The organism is Pseudomonas sp. ANT_H4 (assembly GCF_008369295.1).
In the GTDB taxonomy this organism is placed as follows: domain Bacteria; phylum Pseudomonadota; class Gammaproteobacteria; order Pseudomonadales; family Pseudomonadaceae; genus Aquipseudomonas.
Map to the genome: position 1 here is coordinate 171,132 of NZ_VOBG01000007.1, position 13,940 is coordinate 185,071.

15 protein-coding genes are annotated in these 13,940 nt (G+C 59.5%); 5 read left to right on the top strand and 10 right to left on the bottom strand.

Annotation, left to right across the window (positions count from 1 at the left end; genetic code table 11):
* Window positions 1–6: 6 nt before the first annotated feature.
* From FQ182_RS11555 to FQ182_RS11575, 5 genes are all read right to left on the bottom strand, one after another.
* The gene (locus tag FQ182_RS11555) at window positions 7–333 is read right to left on the bottom strand and encodes a DUF3325 domain-containing protein (protein ID WP_149411691.1); all 327 of its coding nucleotides are present in this window, start codon (window positions 331–333) and stop codon (window positions 7–9) included.
* Window positions 333–1,904 carry a PepSY domain-containing protein gene (locus FQ182_RS11560; RefSeq protein WP_149411692.1) on the bottom strand — a complete coding sequence of 524 codons (1,572 nt, stop codon included), beginning with the start codon at window positions 1,902–1,904 and terminating at the stop codon, window positions 333–335. Before FQ182_RS11560 ends, FQ182_RS11555 begins: the two co-directional genes overlap by 1 nt.
* Window positions 1,901–2,203: a DUF3649 domain-containing protein gene (locus FQ182_RS11565; protein WP_149411693.1), complete on the bottom strand. Its 303-nt coding sequence runs from the start codon at window positions 2,201–2,203 to the stop codon at window positions 1,901–1,903. The genes FQ182_RS11560 and FQ182_RS11565 overlap by 4 nt, the downstream gene beginning before the upstream one ends.
* Before the next feature lie 178 nt (window positions 2,204–2,381).
* Complete coding sequence (locus tag FQ182_RS11570; RefSeq protein WP_133102016.1) at window positions 2,382–2,786, bottom strand: HPF/RaiA family ribosome-associated protein; 405 nt, start codon at window positions 2,784–2,786, stop codon at window positions 2,382–2,384.
* Between the two features lie 213 nt (window positions 2,787–2,999).
* Window positions 3,000–3,947 (bottom strand): LysR substrate-binding domain-containing protein, encoded by a 948-nt coding sequence (locus FQ182_RS11575; RefSeq protein WP_149411694.1) that lies wholly within the window; start codon window positions 3,945–3,947, stop codon window positions 3,000–3,002.
* A 137-nt stretch (window positions 3,948–4,084) separates the two neighbouring features.
* Between FQ182_RS11575 and FQ182_RS11580 the strand changes: the two genes are divergently transcribed.
* The 3 genes from FQ182_RS11580 to FQ182_RS11590 all read left to right on the top strand — a co-directional run bounded on the left by FQ182_RS11580 (window position 4,085) and on the right by FQ182_RS11590 (window position 7,351).
* Window positions 4,085–5,461 carry an L-serine ammonia-lyase gene (locus FQ182_RS11580; RefSeq protein WP_149411695.1) on the top strand — a complete coding sequence of 459 codons (1,377 nt, stop codon included), beginning with the start codon at window positions 4,085–4,087 and terminating at the stop codon, window positions 5,459–5,461.
* A 59-nt stretch (window positions 5,462–5,520) separates the two neighbouring features.
* Window positions 5,521–6,816, top strand: a complete 1,296-nt coding sequence (locus tag FQ182_RS11585) for a serine/threonine transporter (RefSeq protein WP_149411696.1) — start codon at window positions 5,521–5,523, stop codon at window positions 6,814–6,816.
* A gap of 217 nt (window positions 6,817–7,033) precedes the next feature.
* Window positions 7,034–7,351, top strand: coding sequence for a DUF3509 domain-containing protein (locus tag FQ182_RS11590; protein ID WP_149411697.1), 318 nt, complete (start codon window positions 7,034–7,036; stop codon window positions 7,349–7,351).
* A gap of 1 nt (window position 7,352) precedes the next feature.
* Here the strand turns inward: FQ182_RS11590 and FQ182_RS11595 are convergent, their stop codons facing one another.
* Window positions 7,353–7,802 (bottom strand): phosphate-starvation-inducible protein PsiE, encoded by a 450-nt coding sequence (locus FQ182_RS11595; RefSeq protein WP_133102011.1) that lies wholly within the window; start codon window positions 7,800–7,802, stop codon window positions 7,353–7,355.
* A gap of 341 nt (window positions 7,803–8,143) precedes the next feature.
* Between FQ182_RS11595 and FQ182_RS11600 the strand changes: the two genes are divergently transcribed.
* Window positions 8,144–8,404: a YebG family protein gene (locus FQ182_RS11600; protein ID WP_010564043.1), complete on the top strand. Its 261-nt coding sequence runs from the start codon at window positions 8,144–8,146 to the stop codon at window positions 8,402–8,404.
* Between the two features lie 70 nt (window positions 8,405–8,474).
* Here the strand turns inward: FQ182_RS11600 and FQ182_RS11605 are convergent, their stop codons facing one another.
* Window positions 8,475–9,494: a Glu/Leu/Phe/Val dehydrogenase dimerization domain-containing protein gene (locus FQ182_RS11605; RefSeq protein ID WP_149411698.1), complete on the bottom strand. Its 1,020-nt coding sequence runs from the start codon at window positions 9,492–9,494 to the stop codon at window positions 8,475–8,477.
* Window positions 9,495–9,679: 185 nt separating this feature from the next.
* On the opposite strand from FQ182_RS11605, the gene FQ182_RS11610 reads away from it, so the two are divergent.
* Window positions 9,680–10,483, top strand: coding sequence for a SirB1 family protein (locus FQ182_RS11610; RefSeq protein ID WP_149411699.1), 804 nt, complete (start codon window positions 9,680–9,682; stop codon window positions 10,481–10,483).
* A gap of 179 nt (window positions 10,484–10,662) precedes the next feature.
* On the opposite strand, the gene maiA is transcribed toward FQ182_RS11610, so the two are convergent.
* From maiA to hmgA, 3 genes are read right to left on the bottom strand one after another with little or no spacing between them, the layout of a single operon-like run.
* Window positions 10,663–11,307: a maleylacetoacetate isomerase gene (gene maiA, locus FQ182_RS11615; protein ID WP_149411700.1), complete on the bottom strand. Its 645-nt coding sequence runs from the start codon at window positions 11,305–11,307 to the stop codon at window positions 10,663–10,665.
* A 12-nt stretch (window positions 11,308–11,319) separates the two neighbouring features.
* The gene (fahA, locus tag FQ182_RS11620; protein ID WP_149411701.1) at window positions 11,320–12,618 is read right to left on the bottom strand and encodes a fumarylacetoacetase; all 1,299 of its coding nucleotides are present in this window, start codon (window positions 12,616–12,618) and stop codon (window positions 11,320–11,322) included.
* A 3-nt stretch (window positions 12,619–12,621) separates the two neighbouring features.
* Complete coding sequence (gene hmgA / locus FQ182_RS11625) at window positions 12,622–13,905, bottom strand: homogentisate 1,2-dioxygenase (RefSeq protein ID WP_149411702.1); 1,284 nt, start codon at window positions 13,903–13,905, stop codon at window positions 12,622–12,624.
* Window positions 13,906–13,940: the final 35 nt, after the last annotated feature.

Consider the following 13,940-nt stretch of genomic DNA (forward strand, 5'->3'; position numbering starts at 1 on the left):
AGTTGCTCAGAGCGCCGCGAAGGCTGCGACGGGACTGGCCAGCAGACCAACACCCGCGAGGGTCAAGGCCAGCCTTGGCCGATACGGCAACAGCAACACCAGCAGCAACGCACTGAGCATTAGCACTGCGCACCACTCCACCAGGCCCTGGCCCCAACCAGCCACCTGCACCGCTGGCCAGATTGACACGATCAATAGCAACCAGCCGCCGACACGTAGACACAAGCGCCGACGGGGCGAGGGTTTACTGTGCAGCAACTCGCCGTGGTGACGATCCGTGGACAAGCACAACGCGCTAAACCCGGCGTAACACAGCAACAGTGCCAGCAGCATCAATTCACCTCGCTCTTGAGGGTCAAGGGGCGGGTGCGCAGGGTTTTGTGAGCGACCGTGCGCCGCTGCATTTTCCAGGCGGCCCAGGCGAGGAACACGCCACTGCCCAGGCACGTCAAGTCAAAACCGGCCATGGCCCAATCGCCCTTGACCAGGGACACGCCCAAGTGCTCGGTGGTAGTCAGCGCGTTGAGCAACGGCACGGCGATAAACAGCAAGGCGGCCAAGCCCAATTGCTCGACCCAGGCCCGGCGACCGCGACGCACGATTGCGTGCAACAGCGTCAGGCCCCAGGCGATAAAGAAACTCTGCACTTCCCAGTCCGAACGCTCGGCGAAGCTTACCGGCAGCAAGCGGTTGGCCCAGAAAAAGGCGGCGATGGCGATCATCAGCCCAGACATGCTGGCAATGTTCAGCACTTCAACCAGGCGCAATTCAAACGGCATCACACCGGTATTGGCGTGCTTGAGCTGGCGCTTGCCCAGCCATAGTACCAGCCCGGTGCCGATCATCGCCGTGCCCGCCAGGCCAAAAACAAAGTACAACCAGCGCAACACCGGGCCGGCGAAATGGCCCATGTGCAGGCCATAGAAACTGCCGCCAATGGCCATGGGCAGGGATTGTTCTGCGCTGACCTTGAGCATCTCGCCAGTCACGCCATTGAAGGACACAGTGCTGCCGAAGTCATGCACCACCCGGTCGGAACCGGCACGAAATACATTGACCGAAGCATTCACATCACTCGGATTGTTCACCCCCAGCCGCCCAACATGTCCACCCGCCCACTGCGCCCGCGCCTGCTCCACCATCGGCCCCAAGGGCAGCAATTGAGCCGGTTGGCCGAGGGCCGGGGCGTTGTTGGTGGCCGGGAATACATCATTGAAAAATGCCCGGGTGTCATTGCCGTAGGAGGCGACGATGCTCGCCGGCATGACCATGCTCATGAAAATCACCAGGCTGCTGTAGGTGATCATCAGGTGGAACGGCAGCACCAACACGCCCACCGCATTATGCCCGTCGAGCCAGGAACGCTGGCCCTTGCGCGGGCGGAAGGTGAAGAAGTCCTTGAAGATTTTCTTGTGGGTGATGATCCCGCTGATCAGCGCGACAAACATCACCATCGCGGCAATCGTCGACAGCCAGCGGCCCCAGGGATGTGGCATCTGCAACTGGAAGTGGAAGCGGTAGAAGAACTCGCCGCCCATGCTTTCCCGTGCCTGGATTTGATTGCCTGTAACCGGATCGAGGAGTTTTTCGATGAAGTTGCCGCGCCTGCCGGGGTCGACCTTGTCTTGCCACCTCACCGACAGGCCTGGCTCGCGACTAGTGGGCAAGTTGATAAACCAACGGGCGGCGGTGGGCGCCTGTTGTTGCAGGTAGTTTTGCGCCAAGGCCAGGCTGCGGGCGTCATCAATGGCGTGCGCCTGCACTTCCGGTTGCATCCAGTGGGTAATTTCATCCTTGAAATAGGCCAGGGTGCCGGTCAGGAAAATCGCGAACAGCAGCCAGCCGAAAATCAACCCGCTCCAGGTGTGCAACCAGGCCATGGCCTGACGAAATCCCTCTTTCATGGTCGGGCCATCCAGTACGCCAGGCCCGCCAGGGTAGCCAACACCGCACTGGGCACCAACACACCAAACCAGGCGTGGGCGACTCTGCGGCAGGCAAAACACCAGATCACCACCAGCAGGTAGAACACGAACGAACTCAGCATCCCGCTGACCACCGCATCGGCCCGGGACAGTGGCAGCCACAAGGTCATGCAGACGCTGGCCAGGGATGCCAGCAGGTAACCACCCACGACAGCCGCCAGCAACCGCGACGTCACGCCGAGACGGTAAGAAAGAGGGAGTGATGCTTTGCTTTTCATGCCTGGAGCGCCTGATTCGTCAGGGCGCGAGTTTAATGATAAATATTCTCATAAGCAAAAGAGAACGGATGAAGCGACGGTATACGTGCAGACGTCGGTGGCGTTTTAAAACGCCAGAACGAAAACGGGCCTGCATTGGCAGGCCCGTTTTCATTGGGGTTGAAAAAAGTGTCAGCTATCAGCTGTTAAGCGTAGCTTGTTCGTTTTCCAGGAATTCCTCTTCAAGCGCGGTCTCATTGACCGCTTTATCCGGCGCGCTCTTGGCACGCGGTTTACCCTGCAGCTTGCCGAACAGATGGTCCAGCGCACGTTCCAGCTTGACGGCTGCCCCATCGATCGCCTGTTCCAGCGTATCGGCTTTATGGGAGACCGAAAGCGGTTGATGGCCCTTTGGTCGTGCTTCCAGTTGGCAACTCAAATCGTGTGGACCGGGCTTGTCGCCGTTCTCATCGCGCAGGTAAACCTCGACGCGGGTCAGGTCCTCTTCATAACGTTCGAGCGTGCTCTCAATGGTAGTACGTACCCACTCCTCCAGTCGGATGCTGCTTTCAATATGGTTATCGCTATTGACTAGGATTTGCATAGTTTTTCCCTTATTTCAGCTAGCTCGCGAGAGATCACAAATTGCAACACCGGGGCGGTGAAACCATGACCTCTTGATTACACAATTGAGCAGACCGAGGAACAATTCAAGCCCTTGGCAAAGATAAATTCCACATTACAAATTAAGTCTGACAACAACCAAAAGCACTGTTAGGGTGGGGAGTTGCTTACATCTTCTTACGTTCCCATTTCCTTACAGTTGCCCCTCACTCAAGGGGTTCAATGCACAAAAAATCCCCGCCTCCTCCACCAACCAGTCATGCATCTCACGTACGCCTGGATGGCTCAGCGCGCCCGGCGCATACAGCAGCATGTAACGTTTGTGATTAGGCACGGCGATGCCGAACGGTACGATCAAGGTGCCGCGCTCCAGTTCATCATTGAGCAAGGTTCGCCGGGCAATTGCCACGCCCATGCCCGCGATGGCGGCTTCGATGGTCAGGTGGTTGCGGTTGAAGGTATGCCCGCGCCGGGCATCAGCCGCGTCATGGCCAATAGCATTCAGGTAAAACTCCCACTCCGCATATTCATAACTCCCACGCCAGGCAGTGATGTCGTGCAGCAGCGGGAAATGCACCAGGTCTGCCGGGCCGTGCAGCGGCGGCCGACCCCGCAACAGGCTCGGCGCGCACACCGGAAAAATCTGCTCATCCAGCAGGGGTGTGGATAACAAACCGGGATAGCTGCCGTCATTGAGATCGATGGCCAGGTCGAAGTCGCCCTCGTGCAGGGCAATGCTGCTGTCTTCGGCCACCATGCGCAGTTGAATATCCGGGAAGCGCTGCTGCAAACGCGGCAGCCTTGGGGTCAGCCACTTGCCAAGAAACGACGGAATCGAGCGCAGGCGCAAGGTGCCGCTGATCATCCCGGCGTCCAGGCGCTGCAGTTCGGCATCGATGTTGCCGTAAGCCTCGCCCACGGTAATCGCCAGTCGCCGCCCTTCGGTCGTTAATTCAACACCGCGTGCCCGTCGATGAAACAGGCGAAAGCCCAAACGCTCCTCCAACTGGCGAATCTGCTGGCTGACCGCACCCGGCGTGATGTGCAGCTCTTCGGCACAGCGGGTGAACGACAAATGCCGGGCTGCGCAGGAAAACACATGCAACCAAACGTAAGTCTGGGCATGCAGGGGACGGCTCATAGGGTTTAGTCCTGCTAAAGGGTGTCTTAGGATAAGTCGTTGGTCAGTGCCGGGCTAGAGGGACAGTATCGCGCCAATTCCGCTCGTCCTACAAAACATGGCAGCGATTACTACTCCATTTATTGTAAGGCTTTAGCATGGCTATCAGCGTTTTCGACCTGTTCAAGGTGGGTATCGGCCCGTCCAGCTCTCATACTGTCGGTCCGATGCGGGCAGCGGCGTCCTTCGCCCAGGCTCTGGTTGACCAACAATTGCTGAATGAAACCCGACGGGTGGAGATCCGCTTGTATGGCTCGCTCTCTGCCACTGGCATTGGCCACGCCACCGACCGCGCGTGCGTGATGGGACTGATGGGCGAATGGCCCGACAGCATCGACCCCACCTCGATTAGTCCACGCATCCGGCAGTTGCGCGAGTCTGGTCAATTGCAGCTCGCCGGCAAAACGTCGATTGCCTTCAACTGGCAACACGACCTCCTGCTGCTGGATGAAAGCCTGCCCTACCACCCCAACGCCATGTCCCTGCACGCCTATGGGGAAAACGGCTTGTTGAGCGAGCAGACGTACTACTCGATAGGCGGCGGTTTCATTATCGAAGCGCAGGAAGCTGAATCAGGTATTGCGCCCACCAGCGAGGTGGAGTTGCCCTACGATTTCTCCAGCGCCGTCGAACTGCTGGCCTTGTGCAAAAAGCACGGCCTGCGGGTTTCCGAACTGATGATGGCCAACGAACGGGCCTGGCGCAGTGATGCCGATATTCGCAGCGGCCTATTGCATATCTGGTCGGTGATGCGCGAGTGCGTCGAGCAGGGATTGCGTCACGAAGGCATCTTGCCTGGCGGCCTGGACGTGCCACGGCGCGCGGCGAAACTGCACCGCAGCCTGCTGGAAATCGGCAAACCCAATGTCATCACTTCGACGTTATCGGCGATGGAGTGGGTCAACCTGTTCGCCCTCGCCGTCAACGAAGAAAACGCCGCCGGCGGGCGCATGGTCACCGCGCCCACCAATGGCGCGGCCGGAATCATTCCGGCGGTGCTGCATTACTACATGAAATTCAACGCCGAAGCCTCTGACGACGACGTGGTCAATTTCTTCCTGGCAGCGGCGGCCGTCGGCATTCTCTGCAAGAAAAACGCCTCGATTTCCGGCGCCGAAGTCGGCTGCCAGGGCGAAGTCGGCTCGGCCTGTGCGATGGCCGCCGCCGGCCTGGCAGACATACTCGGCGCATCCCCCGAACAACTGGAAAACGCCGCCGAAATCGGCCTGGAACACAACCTCGGCCTGACCTGCGACCCGGTTGGCGGCCTTGTCCAGGTGCCATGCATCGAGCGCAACGCCATCGCTGCCGTCAAAGCCATCAACGCCACCCAAATGGCCCTGCGCGGCGACGGCAAACACTTCATTTCCCTGGACCGGGTGATCCGCACCATGCGCGACACCGGCGCCGACATGCACGACAAATACAAAGAAACTTCACGGGGCGGCTTGGCCGTGAGCTGGGTGGAGTGCTGAGGAGCATTCCCTGACCGCCCCACGTGAGCCCGTGTAAAAACAATAACGAGGCAATAACGATGACCGATGTACGTACACCTGCTGTCGAAAATCCCGCTGTAGACCTGACACCGACCACCGTTACAACAGGCTGGAACAAACACGACACTACCTGGATGCTCGGCCTGTACGGCACCGCCATCGGTGCTGGCACCTTGTTCCTGCCCATCAACGCCGGAGTCGGCGGCTTCTGGCCGTTGATGGTGCTGGCATTGCTGGCTTTTCCGATGACCTTCTTCGCCCACCGTGGGCTGACGCGCTTTGTGTTGTCGGGTAAATCCGGCGACATCACCGACGTGGTGGAAGAACACTTCGGCATCGGCGCCGGCAAGCTGATCACCCTGCTGTACTTCTTCGCGATCTTCCCGATCCTGCTGGTGTACAGCGTGGCGCTGACCAACACCCTCAGCAGTTTCATGGAACACCAACTGCACATGACGCCGCCGCCCCGGGCGATCTTGTCGCTGGTGTTGATCCTTGGCCTGATGGCCATCGTGCGTTGCGGCCAGGGTGTGATCGTCAAGGCCATGAGCGTGTTGGTCTACCCATTCGTCGCCGCCTTGCTGTTACTGGGCCTGAGCCTGATCCCCAACTGGAACGGCGCATTTTTCGCCTCCGCCAGCGAAGGCATGCCATTGCCGCTGTTCTTCAAGACCCTGTGGCTGGCGATCCCGGTGATGGTGTTTTCCTTCAACCACTCGCCGATCATCTCCGCCTTTGCTGTCGACCAGAAGCGCGTTTACGGCCCTCAAGCCGAGCGTAAAAGCAGCGGCATCCTGGCCATCGCCCACTGCATGATGGTGCTGACGGTGATGTTCTTCTGCTTCAGTTGCGTACTGGCGCTGTCACCGGCCGACCTGGCAGCGGCGAAAGCCCAGAACATTTCGATCCTGTCCTACCTGGCGAACCACTTCCAGACCCCGCTCATTGCCTACGCCGCGCCGTTGATCGCACTGGTGGCGATCACCAAATCCTTCCTGGGCCACTACATCGGCGCCAGCGAAGGCTTCCAGGGCCTGATCGTCAAATCCCTGCGCAGCCGTAATAAAACCCTGTCTGCCCGTTGGCTGGAACGCTGCACCGCGCTGTTCATGATCCTGACCTGCTGGGCTGTGGCGACCTTCAACCCGAGCATCCTGGGCATGATCGAAACCCTGGGCGGGCCGATCATCGCCTGCCTGCTGTTCCTGATGCCGATGTACGCGATCCGTCGAGTGCCATCTTTGCGCCAGTATTCGGGCCAGGTATCTAACGTGTTCGTGGTGGTGATCGGGCTGATTGCGCTGTCTGCGATCGTTTTCTCGTTTACGCCCTGAAACGGATCACCTCTGAAAAGGCGGGCCTCAGGGCTCTCCTTTTTTATGCCGCAATGTCGAGGCGGCGCCTTATACGGCACGCACCTTGCTGTACAGCACTGAGGAAAACGGACGTTGTGAAAACCTCAGCGAGTGAATGGCCGGTGGTCAGGTAGCACGAACTAATCCCGACACCGGCCCTCAATGACTGCATGTTCTTATCAGGCGGTAACGCACAATGGACAATCCTTTTCAGGTCATCACTGACACGTTCGCGCCCAAATACCGGGTCAACCTGAGCATCCAGCGCCTGGACGGCAGCATTATGCTGACCCTCTCCGACGATGACGGCGTGGTCGCCAAACGCATGATCAGCGCCGCACAACGCAACGACCCGCAACGACTCAAGCGGCTGGTGCAAAGTGTGCAGTTCGGTATTGCCATCGAACAGGGGCATAGCGCCATGGAGATTCTGGCGGTGATGACGGATGGGGATAATCACAAGGTGTTGCAACGACCGCCCAACCGCCAGCCGCCGCTGGCTGCCGGGATTTAACTCACTGCTCCGACTTATCCTTTACAGACGGGTATCGGGACGATGCAAAACGCACCACCAGGATGGCAAAAGCCAACAGCAGAATACCGCCGCACAGGTAGATGATCCCCAGGTCCGGGGCGTTATGGTGCGAAACATCGCCGATCAACAGCCGCGTCAATGCGGTAATGGCCACGTAAAGCAGAAACCTGATGGGCATATGGTTGGTCTTGAAATAGATACCGACCATCGCCCCCAATTCCAGATAGATAAACAGCAGCAAAATGTCATCAACCTTGATGCTGCCCTTGGACAGCATCTCGATAAAGGTCAGAACCGCTGCATAGGCAGTGATCGCGCCAATACCGAAAAGCGCCAGATAGTGAAACGCCTCTACCGCCAGATTGCCCAGCGAATCCGCGTTCGCATGTAAACCTTTGCGCAGTTTTTCAGCCCATTTCAACTCTGTCATTGCTCACCACCACCGTACAAAAATTAACCAACCGCAAGCCGATGCCCACGCCACGCTTCCTGCAAATCGCCCCGACCGGATAATGACGGGGGGATATGACGATTTCTCTGCATGCAGAAAAAAGGCCAGAGACCGCAAAATGAGAGAGTGGCGGGATGATATGAGGCATTTATATTGCTGTCACGGTGCATCGATGCGGCAATCAGGCAGCTGACAAATGTCATTTCCCGACTACATTAAAAAGCTGCTATCCAAACCCCGTGGATTGGCTTATCCTTTTCGCTGTATATAAATACAGTAGTCGCAATAGACAACTATCGTGAAGGCATGTGAGGTGGTGAATGGCCGTCGAAGTGGTATACCGCAGCAGCCGAGATCTGGAGCGTTTGTTCATGGATAAAGCCGAAGCTGACCGTCATGACAAAATGCTTGAACTCGCCGAGTTGCTGGCAGAAGTGTTGCAAAAAGCCGTGCCGTCCCTGAGCGAGCAGCAGGTGGAGGAAGCCGGGATCTACATGGCGAAGAATCGCGATGTGTTTGCCAAGGCGTTCAAGAGCCAACCGGACGCGCTGTCCGAGTTGCTGAACCCGCCGGCGGAATAAAGCCAGAATTGAACAGGCCCTGAATCATTGGTTCAGGGCCTTTTTAATGCCTGGCTTTTGTACGAACAGCTCAGCGGTACAACAAGCGCTCCGCCAACTCATCCGCCACCCGCGCGGGCGAGCGTTTTTCAGCCTGGGCATGGGCGAAGACTTCGGTCAGGCGGGTGCCAATGTTCGACAGGTGGGCAGTGATGGTCGAAAGCTCTGCACCGCCGTGCTTTAGGGCGACGTAGATCAGCCCGCCCGAGTTGATCACATAGTCCGGGGCGTAGAGGATGCCGCGGCCTTCCAGTTGGTCGGCCACTTGCAGGTTGGTCAACTGGGCGCTGGCGGAGCCAGCCACCGCCGCGCAACGCAACTGGGCGACGCTTAGGCGGTTGAGTACCGCGCCCAGGCCGCAGGGTGCGAGGATGTCGCACGGGGTGCTGAGCAAGGCGTCGTTGGCAATCGGGTGGGCGCCCAGTTGTTCCATGGCCAGTTGTACCTTGCCGTGGTCGATATCGCTGACCAGCAATTCAGCACCAGCAGCATGCAGTTGCTCGGCCAAGGCGAAACCCACATTGCCCAGGCCCTGGATTGCCACCCGCAAGCCTTCCAGGTTATCGCTGCCCAGGCGCGCCATGGCAGTGGTACGGATGCCGGCAAATACGCCCATGGCGGCATGGGGTGATGGATCGCCAGCGGCGGTGGTGCTGGTGACGTAGCGAGTTTGTTGGGCGATGCAATCCATATCGGCCACGGAGGTACCGCTGTCGATGGCGGTGATGTAGCGGCCGTCGAGTTGTTCAATGCAGCGACCGAAAGCTTCGAACAGCGCCGCACGGCTTTCCACATGGGCGGGGCGAATGATCACCGCGTTGCCACCGCCCACGGGCAAGCCAGCCAGGGCGGCCTTGTAGCTCATACCCTGGGCCAGGCGCGCAGCATCCGCCACGGCACTTTCATCGTCCGGATAGGCAAGGTAGCGACAACCACCCAGGGCGGGCCCCAGGCGGCTGCTATGAATGGCAATGACCGCCTTCAACCCGGTCACCGGGTCAACACTCAGGTGCAGCGATTCAAGGCGAGTGCCGTGCATGAGAGCAAACATCGTCGAGCTCCCGAATCACTTCTTGTAGTCGATAAGTATAGGCTGCCGGTGAAAGCTTGCCGAAGTACGCCGGAATAAGCCCGCCGGTTTTACGGGCTTTACGACATAACCAGATAGGACGCTTCTCAAGAGACTGGACGAAACTTCACAGCAAGGCTAAAACGGGACATCCGTCGGAGAAAGTGATGAATCCCCGCCAAGCCTTTTTTGCCTGTCTGGACCGGTCACCGCCCGCGCTGTTTGAAGCCGCGCTGTGGATTGCTGCCGAGCATGACCCGGCCGTGGAACCGCTGACCATCCTGCACGACTTCAAGCTGCTGCAGCAGCGGATCAGCCTCAGCATGCCGATGCTGCCAGCCGATGAGCTCGGCCAGCCATTGTTGCGGCGAATGAACGACCTGGGGTTCGCCCAGGATGACTACACCCCACTGCGCCCCGCTGCCGCCCTATTGGACAAAGTCTTGCAACGCCTGCGCGGGCAGCCATTGGCCCTTGGGTTGATCGCCCTGGAACTGGCGCGGCGCCTGGACATTCCCATGGTCGGGGTGAACTTTCCGGGGCACTTCCTGCTGCGAGTATCTGGCGCGGATCATCTGCTGGACCCTTGCGGTGGCAGGCGCTTGTACCCCAGCGATTGCCGCGAACTGCTGCAACGCCAATATGGGCCGAACCTCAAGCTGCAAGCCGACCACCTGCACACCGCCGAACCTCGGCAGATCCTGCAACGGCTGTCGCGTAACCTGCGCCAGCTGCACCTGTCCAACGACAATCACCTGGCCGCCCTGGTGGACGCTGAGCGAGTGCTCGAACTGGGCAATGCCAGCGCCGCCGATTACCTGGCCAGGGCCAGCTTGTATCAGCGCCTGGACTGCCCGAACGCCGAGCGCTTTGACTTGGAGCATGCGCTAATGCTCAGTGAAGACCCGATCCAACGGCTGCGACTGACTGAGCGGCTGGGGCATTTGCCGCCCAACTCGGTGGTGCACTGAGAGGCTGATGGCTTGGCTTGCAAGCTAAACCGTATTGCTTCCATCGCAGCCTCGCCAAGGCTCGACAGCGCCTACAATTGATCGGCGACCGACTCAGGATTTAGCCAGGGTTTTGCGAATGTCGAGTAGCGCGCGAAAGCTGGCAATCTGTATAGCTATCGCAGGCAAGCCACACTGCTCTATGGCGTGTCCGGGGTATCAGGTTGGTTGGCAGGATGTGCCTGAACAAACGCCGGATGCTGCGCAGCCAGCGCCGCCACTCGTCGAATCCGTGGGTACGCCGCCAACGACACCTTAAACCGCTCGGCTGCATACACCTGCGGAATCAGAAAGGCATCTGCCATCCCCGGCTGCTCGCCAAAGCAATAGCCCTGATCCCCAATCAACTGCTCCACAGCCCCAAGCCCTTGGCTGATCCAATGGCCGATCCATTCCAGCACTTGTGCCTCGTCATGCCCCCACTGGCGCAGCAGGTTCTGCGTGCTGGAGTTGTGCAACGGGTGGATATCGCAACCAATGATCGAGGCCACCGCCCGCTCGTGGGCACGGGTCGCCAGGTCGCGGGAGAGCAATGGCGCCTGTGGATAACGCTCCTCCAGGTATTCGATGATCGCTGGCGACTGAATCAACAGTTCGCCATCCTCGGTACGCAAGGCCGGCACGCGACCTTGCGGGTTGATCCTCAGGTACTGCGGCTGACGATTGGCGCCGCCCTTGGGCACCAGCAGATTGACCGGTACCGCCTGAAAATCCAGGCCCTTGAGCGCCAACGCGATACGCACCCGATACGACGAAGTGGAACGGTAGTAGGTATAGAGTTCCATCGCCCTGCCCTCTCAGCGCGCCGCGACCACAGTGCCCCGGCATTCGCCAAAGCCGATGGAGGCAAAACCATCACGGGTGCAGCGGGCCCGCAGGATGATTTCATCGCCATCCTCAAGGAATTTACGGACTTCACCGGACGCCAATTCAATCGACTTTTTCCCGCCTTCGGTGATTTCCAGCAGGCTGCCGAACTGCCCAGCCTCAGGCCCGGACAAGGTGCCCGAACCAAACAGGTCACCGGCCTGCAACTGACAGCCGTTGACACTGTGGTGCGCAACCATCTGCGCCACGGTCCAGTACATATGCCGGGTGTTACTCAGGGTCAGACGATGGGCCGGTAGGTTTTGCTCGCGCATCGTTTGGGTGGTCAGCAGCACTTCCAGCTCGATATCAAAGGCACCGGCCGCTTGGTCACGCGTGTCCGACAGGTATGACAGCGGCTGCGGATCGCCCTCGGGACGCGCCGGTTGAGCCTTGCGGAACGGCTCCAGTGCTTCGGCCGTCACCACCCACGGCGAGATGCTGGTGATAAAGCTCTTCGACAGGAACGGCCCCAGCGGCTGGTATTCCCAGGCCTGGATATCCCGCGCCGACCAGTCGTTGAGCAGGCAGAAACCGGCAATGTGCTCAGCAGCGTCGCCAATGGCAATCGAGTCGCCCATGGCATTGCCCTGACCGATCCAGATACCTAGTTCCAGTTCGTAGTCCAACCGGGCGCAAGGGCCGAAGGTTGGCTCGGTCTGGCCGGCGGGCAGGGTCTGGCCTTTTGGGCGGCGAACATCCGTGCCCGACGGGCGAATAGTCGACGCACGGCCGTGATAACCAATCGGCACATACTTGTAGTTGGGCAGCAATGGGTTCTCGGGACGGAACAGTTTGCCGACGTTTTGTGCGTGTTCGATGCCGACGTAGAAGTCGGTGTAGTCATTGATCTTCGCCGGCAGGTGCATCTGGCAATCGGCGGCCAGAGGCAGCACTTTCGCCCCAAGGGCTTCCAGTTTGCCTCGCAGGGTGCTGCCTTCGCTGAGCAGCTCAAAAAGGCGCTCGCGCAGGGCAATACGGGGGCCACGGCCCAGGTCGAAGAAGGCGTTCAATTGACCGCCAGCGGTAGCTTCTACAGCACCGCGGGCTTGGCCTTCAAAGAAATCCAGCGCGGCATGCAGGTCGAAAATATGCTCACCAATGGCCACGCCACTGCGCGGCGCCGAACCATTAAGGCTGAACACACCCAGCGGTAGGTTTTGCAAAGGGAAATCGCGGTGACCGTTGGCGGAGGTCACCCAACTGCGAATGATGGTGGACTGAGTCATGGGTTATCTCCGGTTCGGGTTGAAGGTTGCCGGCAGCGAGGCCCAGCAAGCGTCGTAATTGTTTTGCAGCTGCGTGCATTCCAGTGCGAACTGAGTGGGACGCAGCACCTGGCTGGTCTCGAACATGAACGCCATGGTGTTATCGATCTTGTTGGGCCCCAGGTCCACGGCGATGGCCTTGGTGCAGGTCTCACCATCCGGCCCGTGGGCGCTCATGCAACTGTGCAGGGACGCGCCACCCGGCAGGAAGCCTTCGGCCTTGGCATCGTAGGCACCCTGGATCAGGCCCATGTATTCGTTCATCAGGTTGCGGTGGAACCATGGCGGCCGGAAGGTTTTTTCCGCCACCATCCAGCGCGGTGGGAAGATCACGAAGTCGAGATTAGCCAGGCCGTGGACGCTGGTGGGCGAGGTCAATACGGTGAAGATCGACGGGTCCGGGTGATCGAAACTCACGGTACCGATGGTGTTGAAGCGGCGCAGGTCATATTTGTACGGCACGTTGTTGCCGTGCCAGGCCACTACGTTTAGTGGCGAATGATCCAGCTCGCAGCCCCACAGCTCACCGAGAAATTTTTGCGTCAGCGTCGTGGGCTGCTTGAGGTCTTCGTAATGGGCCACGGGGGTGAGGAAGTCCCGTGGATTGGCCAGGCCGTTACTGCCAATTGGGCCAAGGTCCGGCAGGCGCAGCGGGGCGCCATGGTTTTCGGCGACGTAGCCGCGGGCCTGGGCGTCCAGCAGTTCGACACGAAATTTCAGGCCACGAGGCAGTACGACGATTTCCAGCGGTTCGACATCCAGCACACCCAGTTCGGTGGCGATGCGCAGGCGGCCTTGCTCGGGAACGATCAACAGTTCGCCGTCAGCGTTGAAGAACACCCGGTCCATCGAGCGATTGGCGCAGTAGTTGTAAATGCTGATGCCGGACGGTTTTTGCGCCGCCGAATTGGCGACCATGCCCACCAGGCCGTCGATGAAATCGGTCGGTTCGATCGGAATATCCAGCGGGTTCCAGCGCAGCCGATTGGGGGTCACAGCACCCAGCGGGCCACCGGCCAATTGCCGCTGCAGCTTGACGAACGCCGGGTGCTTGGCCGACGGCTGGATGCGGTACAGCCAGGTGCGCCGGGCTTCGCTGCGGACCATGGTGAAGGCGGTGCCGGAGAATAGTTCGGTGTACAGCCCGTAGGGCGCTTTTTGCGGGGAGTTCTGGCCGACGGGCAATGCGCCTGGCAGGGCTTCGCTGGCAAATTCATTGCCAAAGCCCGATTGATAATCGAGGGTCATGGATCTTCCTCTACGCTGAAGTTATTTTTATCGTA

Excerpts from the sequence above, each read along its gene's own strand:
- FQ182_RS11555 (WP_149411691.1), bottom strand. The coding sequence starts at position 333 with ATGCTGCTGGCACTGTTGCTGTGTTACGCCGGGTTTAGCGCGTTGTGC.
- FQ182_RS11560 (WP_149411692.1), bottom strand. The coding sequence starts at position 1,904 with ATGAAAGAGGGATTTCGTCAGGCCATGGCCTGGTTGCACACCTGGAGC.
- FQ182_RS11565 (WP_149411693.1), bottom strand. The coding sequence starts at position 2,203 with ATGAAAAGCAAAGCATCACTCCCTCTTTCTTACCGTCTCGGCGTGACG.
- FQ182_RS11570 (WP_133102016.1), bottom strand. The coding sequence starts at position 2,786 with ATGCAAATCCTAGTCAATAGCGATAACCATATTGAAAGCAGCATCCGA.
- FQ182_RS11575 (WP_149411694.1), bottom strand. The coding sequence starts at position 3,947 with ATGAGCCGTCCCCTGCATGCCCAGACTTACGTTTGGTTGCATGTGTTT.
- FQ182_RS11580 (WP_149411695.1), top strand. The coding sequence starts at position 4,085 with ATGGCTATCAGCGTTTTCGACCTGTTCAAGGTGGGTATCGGCCCGTCC.
- FQ182_RS11585 (WP_149411696.1), top strand. The coding sequence starts at position 5,521 with ATGACCGATGTACGTACACCTGCTGTCGAAAATCCCGCTGTAGACCTG.
- FQ182_RS11590 (WP_149411697.1), top strand. The coding sequence starts at position 7,034 with ATGGACAATCCTTTTCAGGTCATCACTGACACGTTCGCGCCCAAATAC.
- FQ182_RS11595 (WP_133102011.1), bottom strand. The coding sequence starts at position 7,802 with ATGACAGAGTTGAAATGGGCTGAAAAACTGCGCAAAGGTTTACATGCG.
- FQ182_RS11600 (WP_010564043.1), top strand. The coding sequence starts at position 8,144 with ATGGCCGTCGAAGTGGTATACCGCAGCAGCCGAGATCTGGAGCGTTTG.
- FQ182_RS11605 (WP_149411698.1), bottom strand. The coding sequence starts at position 9,494 with ATGTTTGCTCTCATGCACGGCACTCGCCTTGAATCGCTGCACCTGAGT.
- FQ182_RS11610 (WP_149411699.1), top strand. The coding sequence starts at position 9,680 with ATGAATCCCCGCCAAGCCTTTTTTGCCTGTCTGGACCGGTCACCGCCC.
- maiA (WP_149411700.1), bottom strand. The coding sequence starts at position 11,307 with ATGGAACTCTATACCTACTACCGTTCCACTTCGTCGTATCGGGTGCGT.
- fahA (WP_149411701.1), bottom strand. The coding sequence starts at position 12,618 with ATGACTCAGTCCACCATCATTCGCAGTTGGGTGACCTCCGCCAACGGT.
- hmgA (WP_149411702.1), bottom strand. The coding sequence starts at position 13,905 with ATGACCCTCGATTATCAATCGGGCTTTGGCAATGAATTTGCCAGCGAA.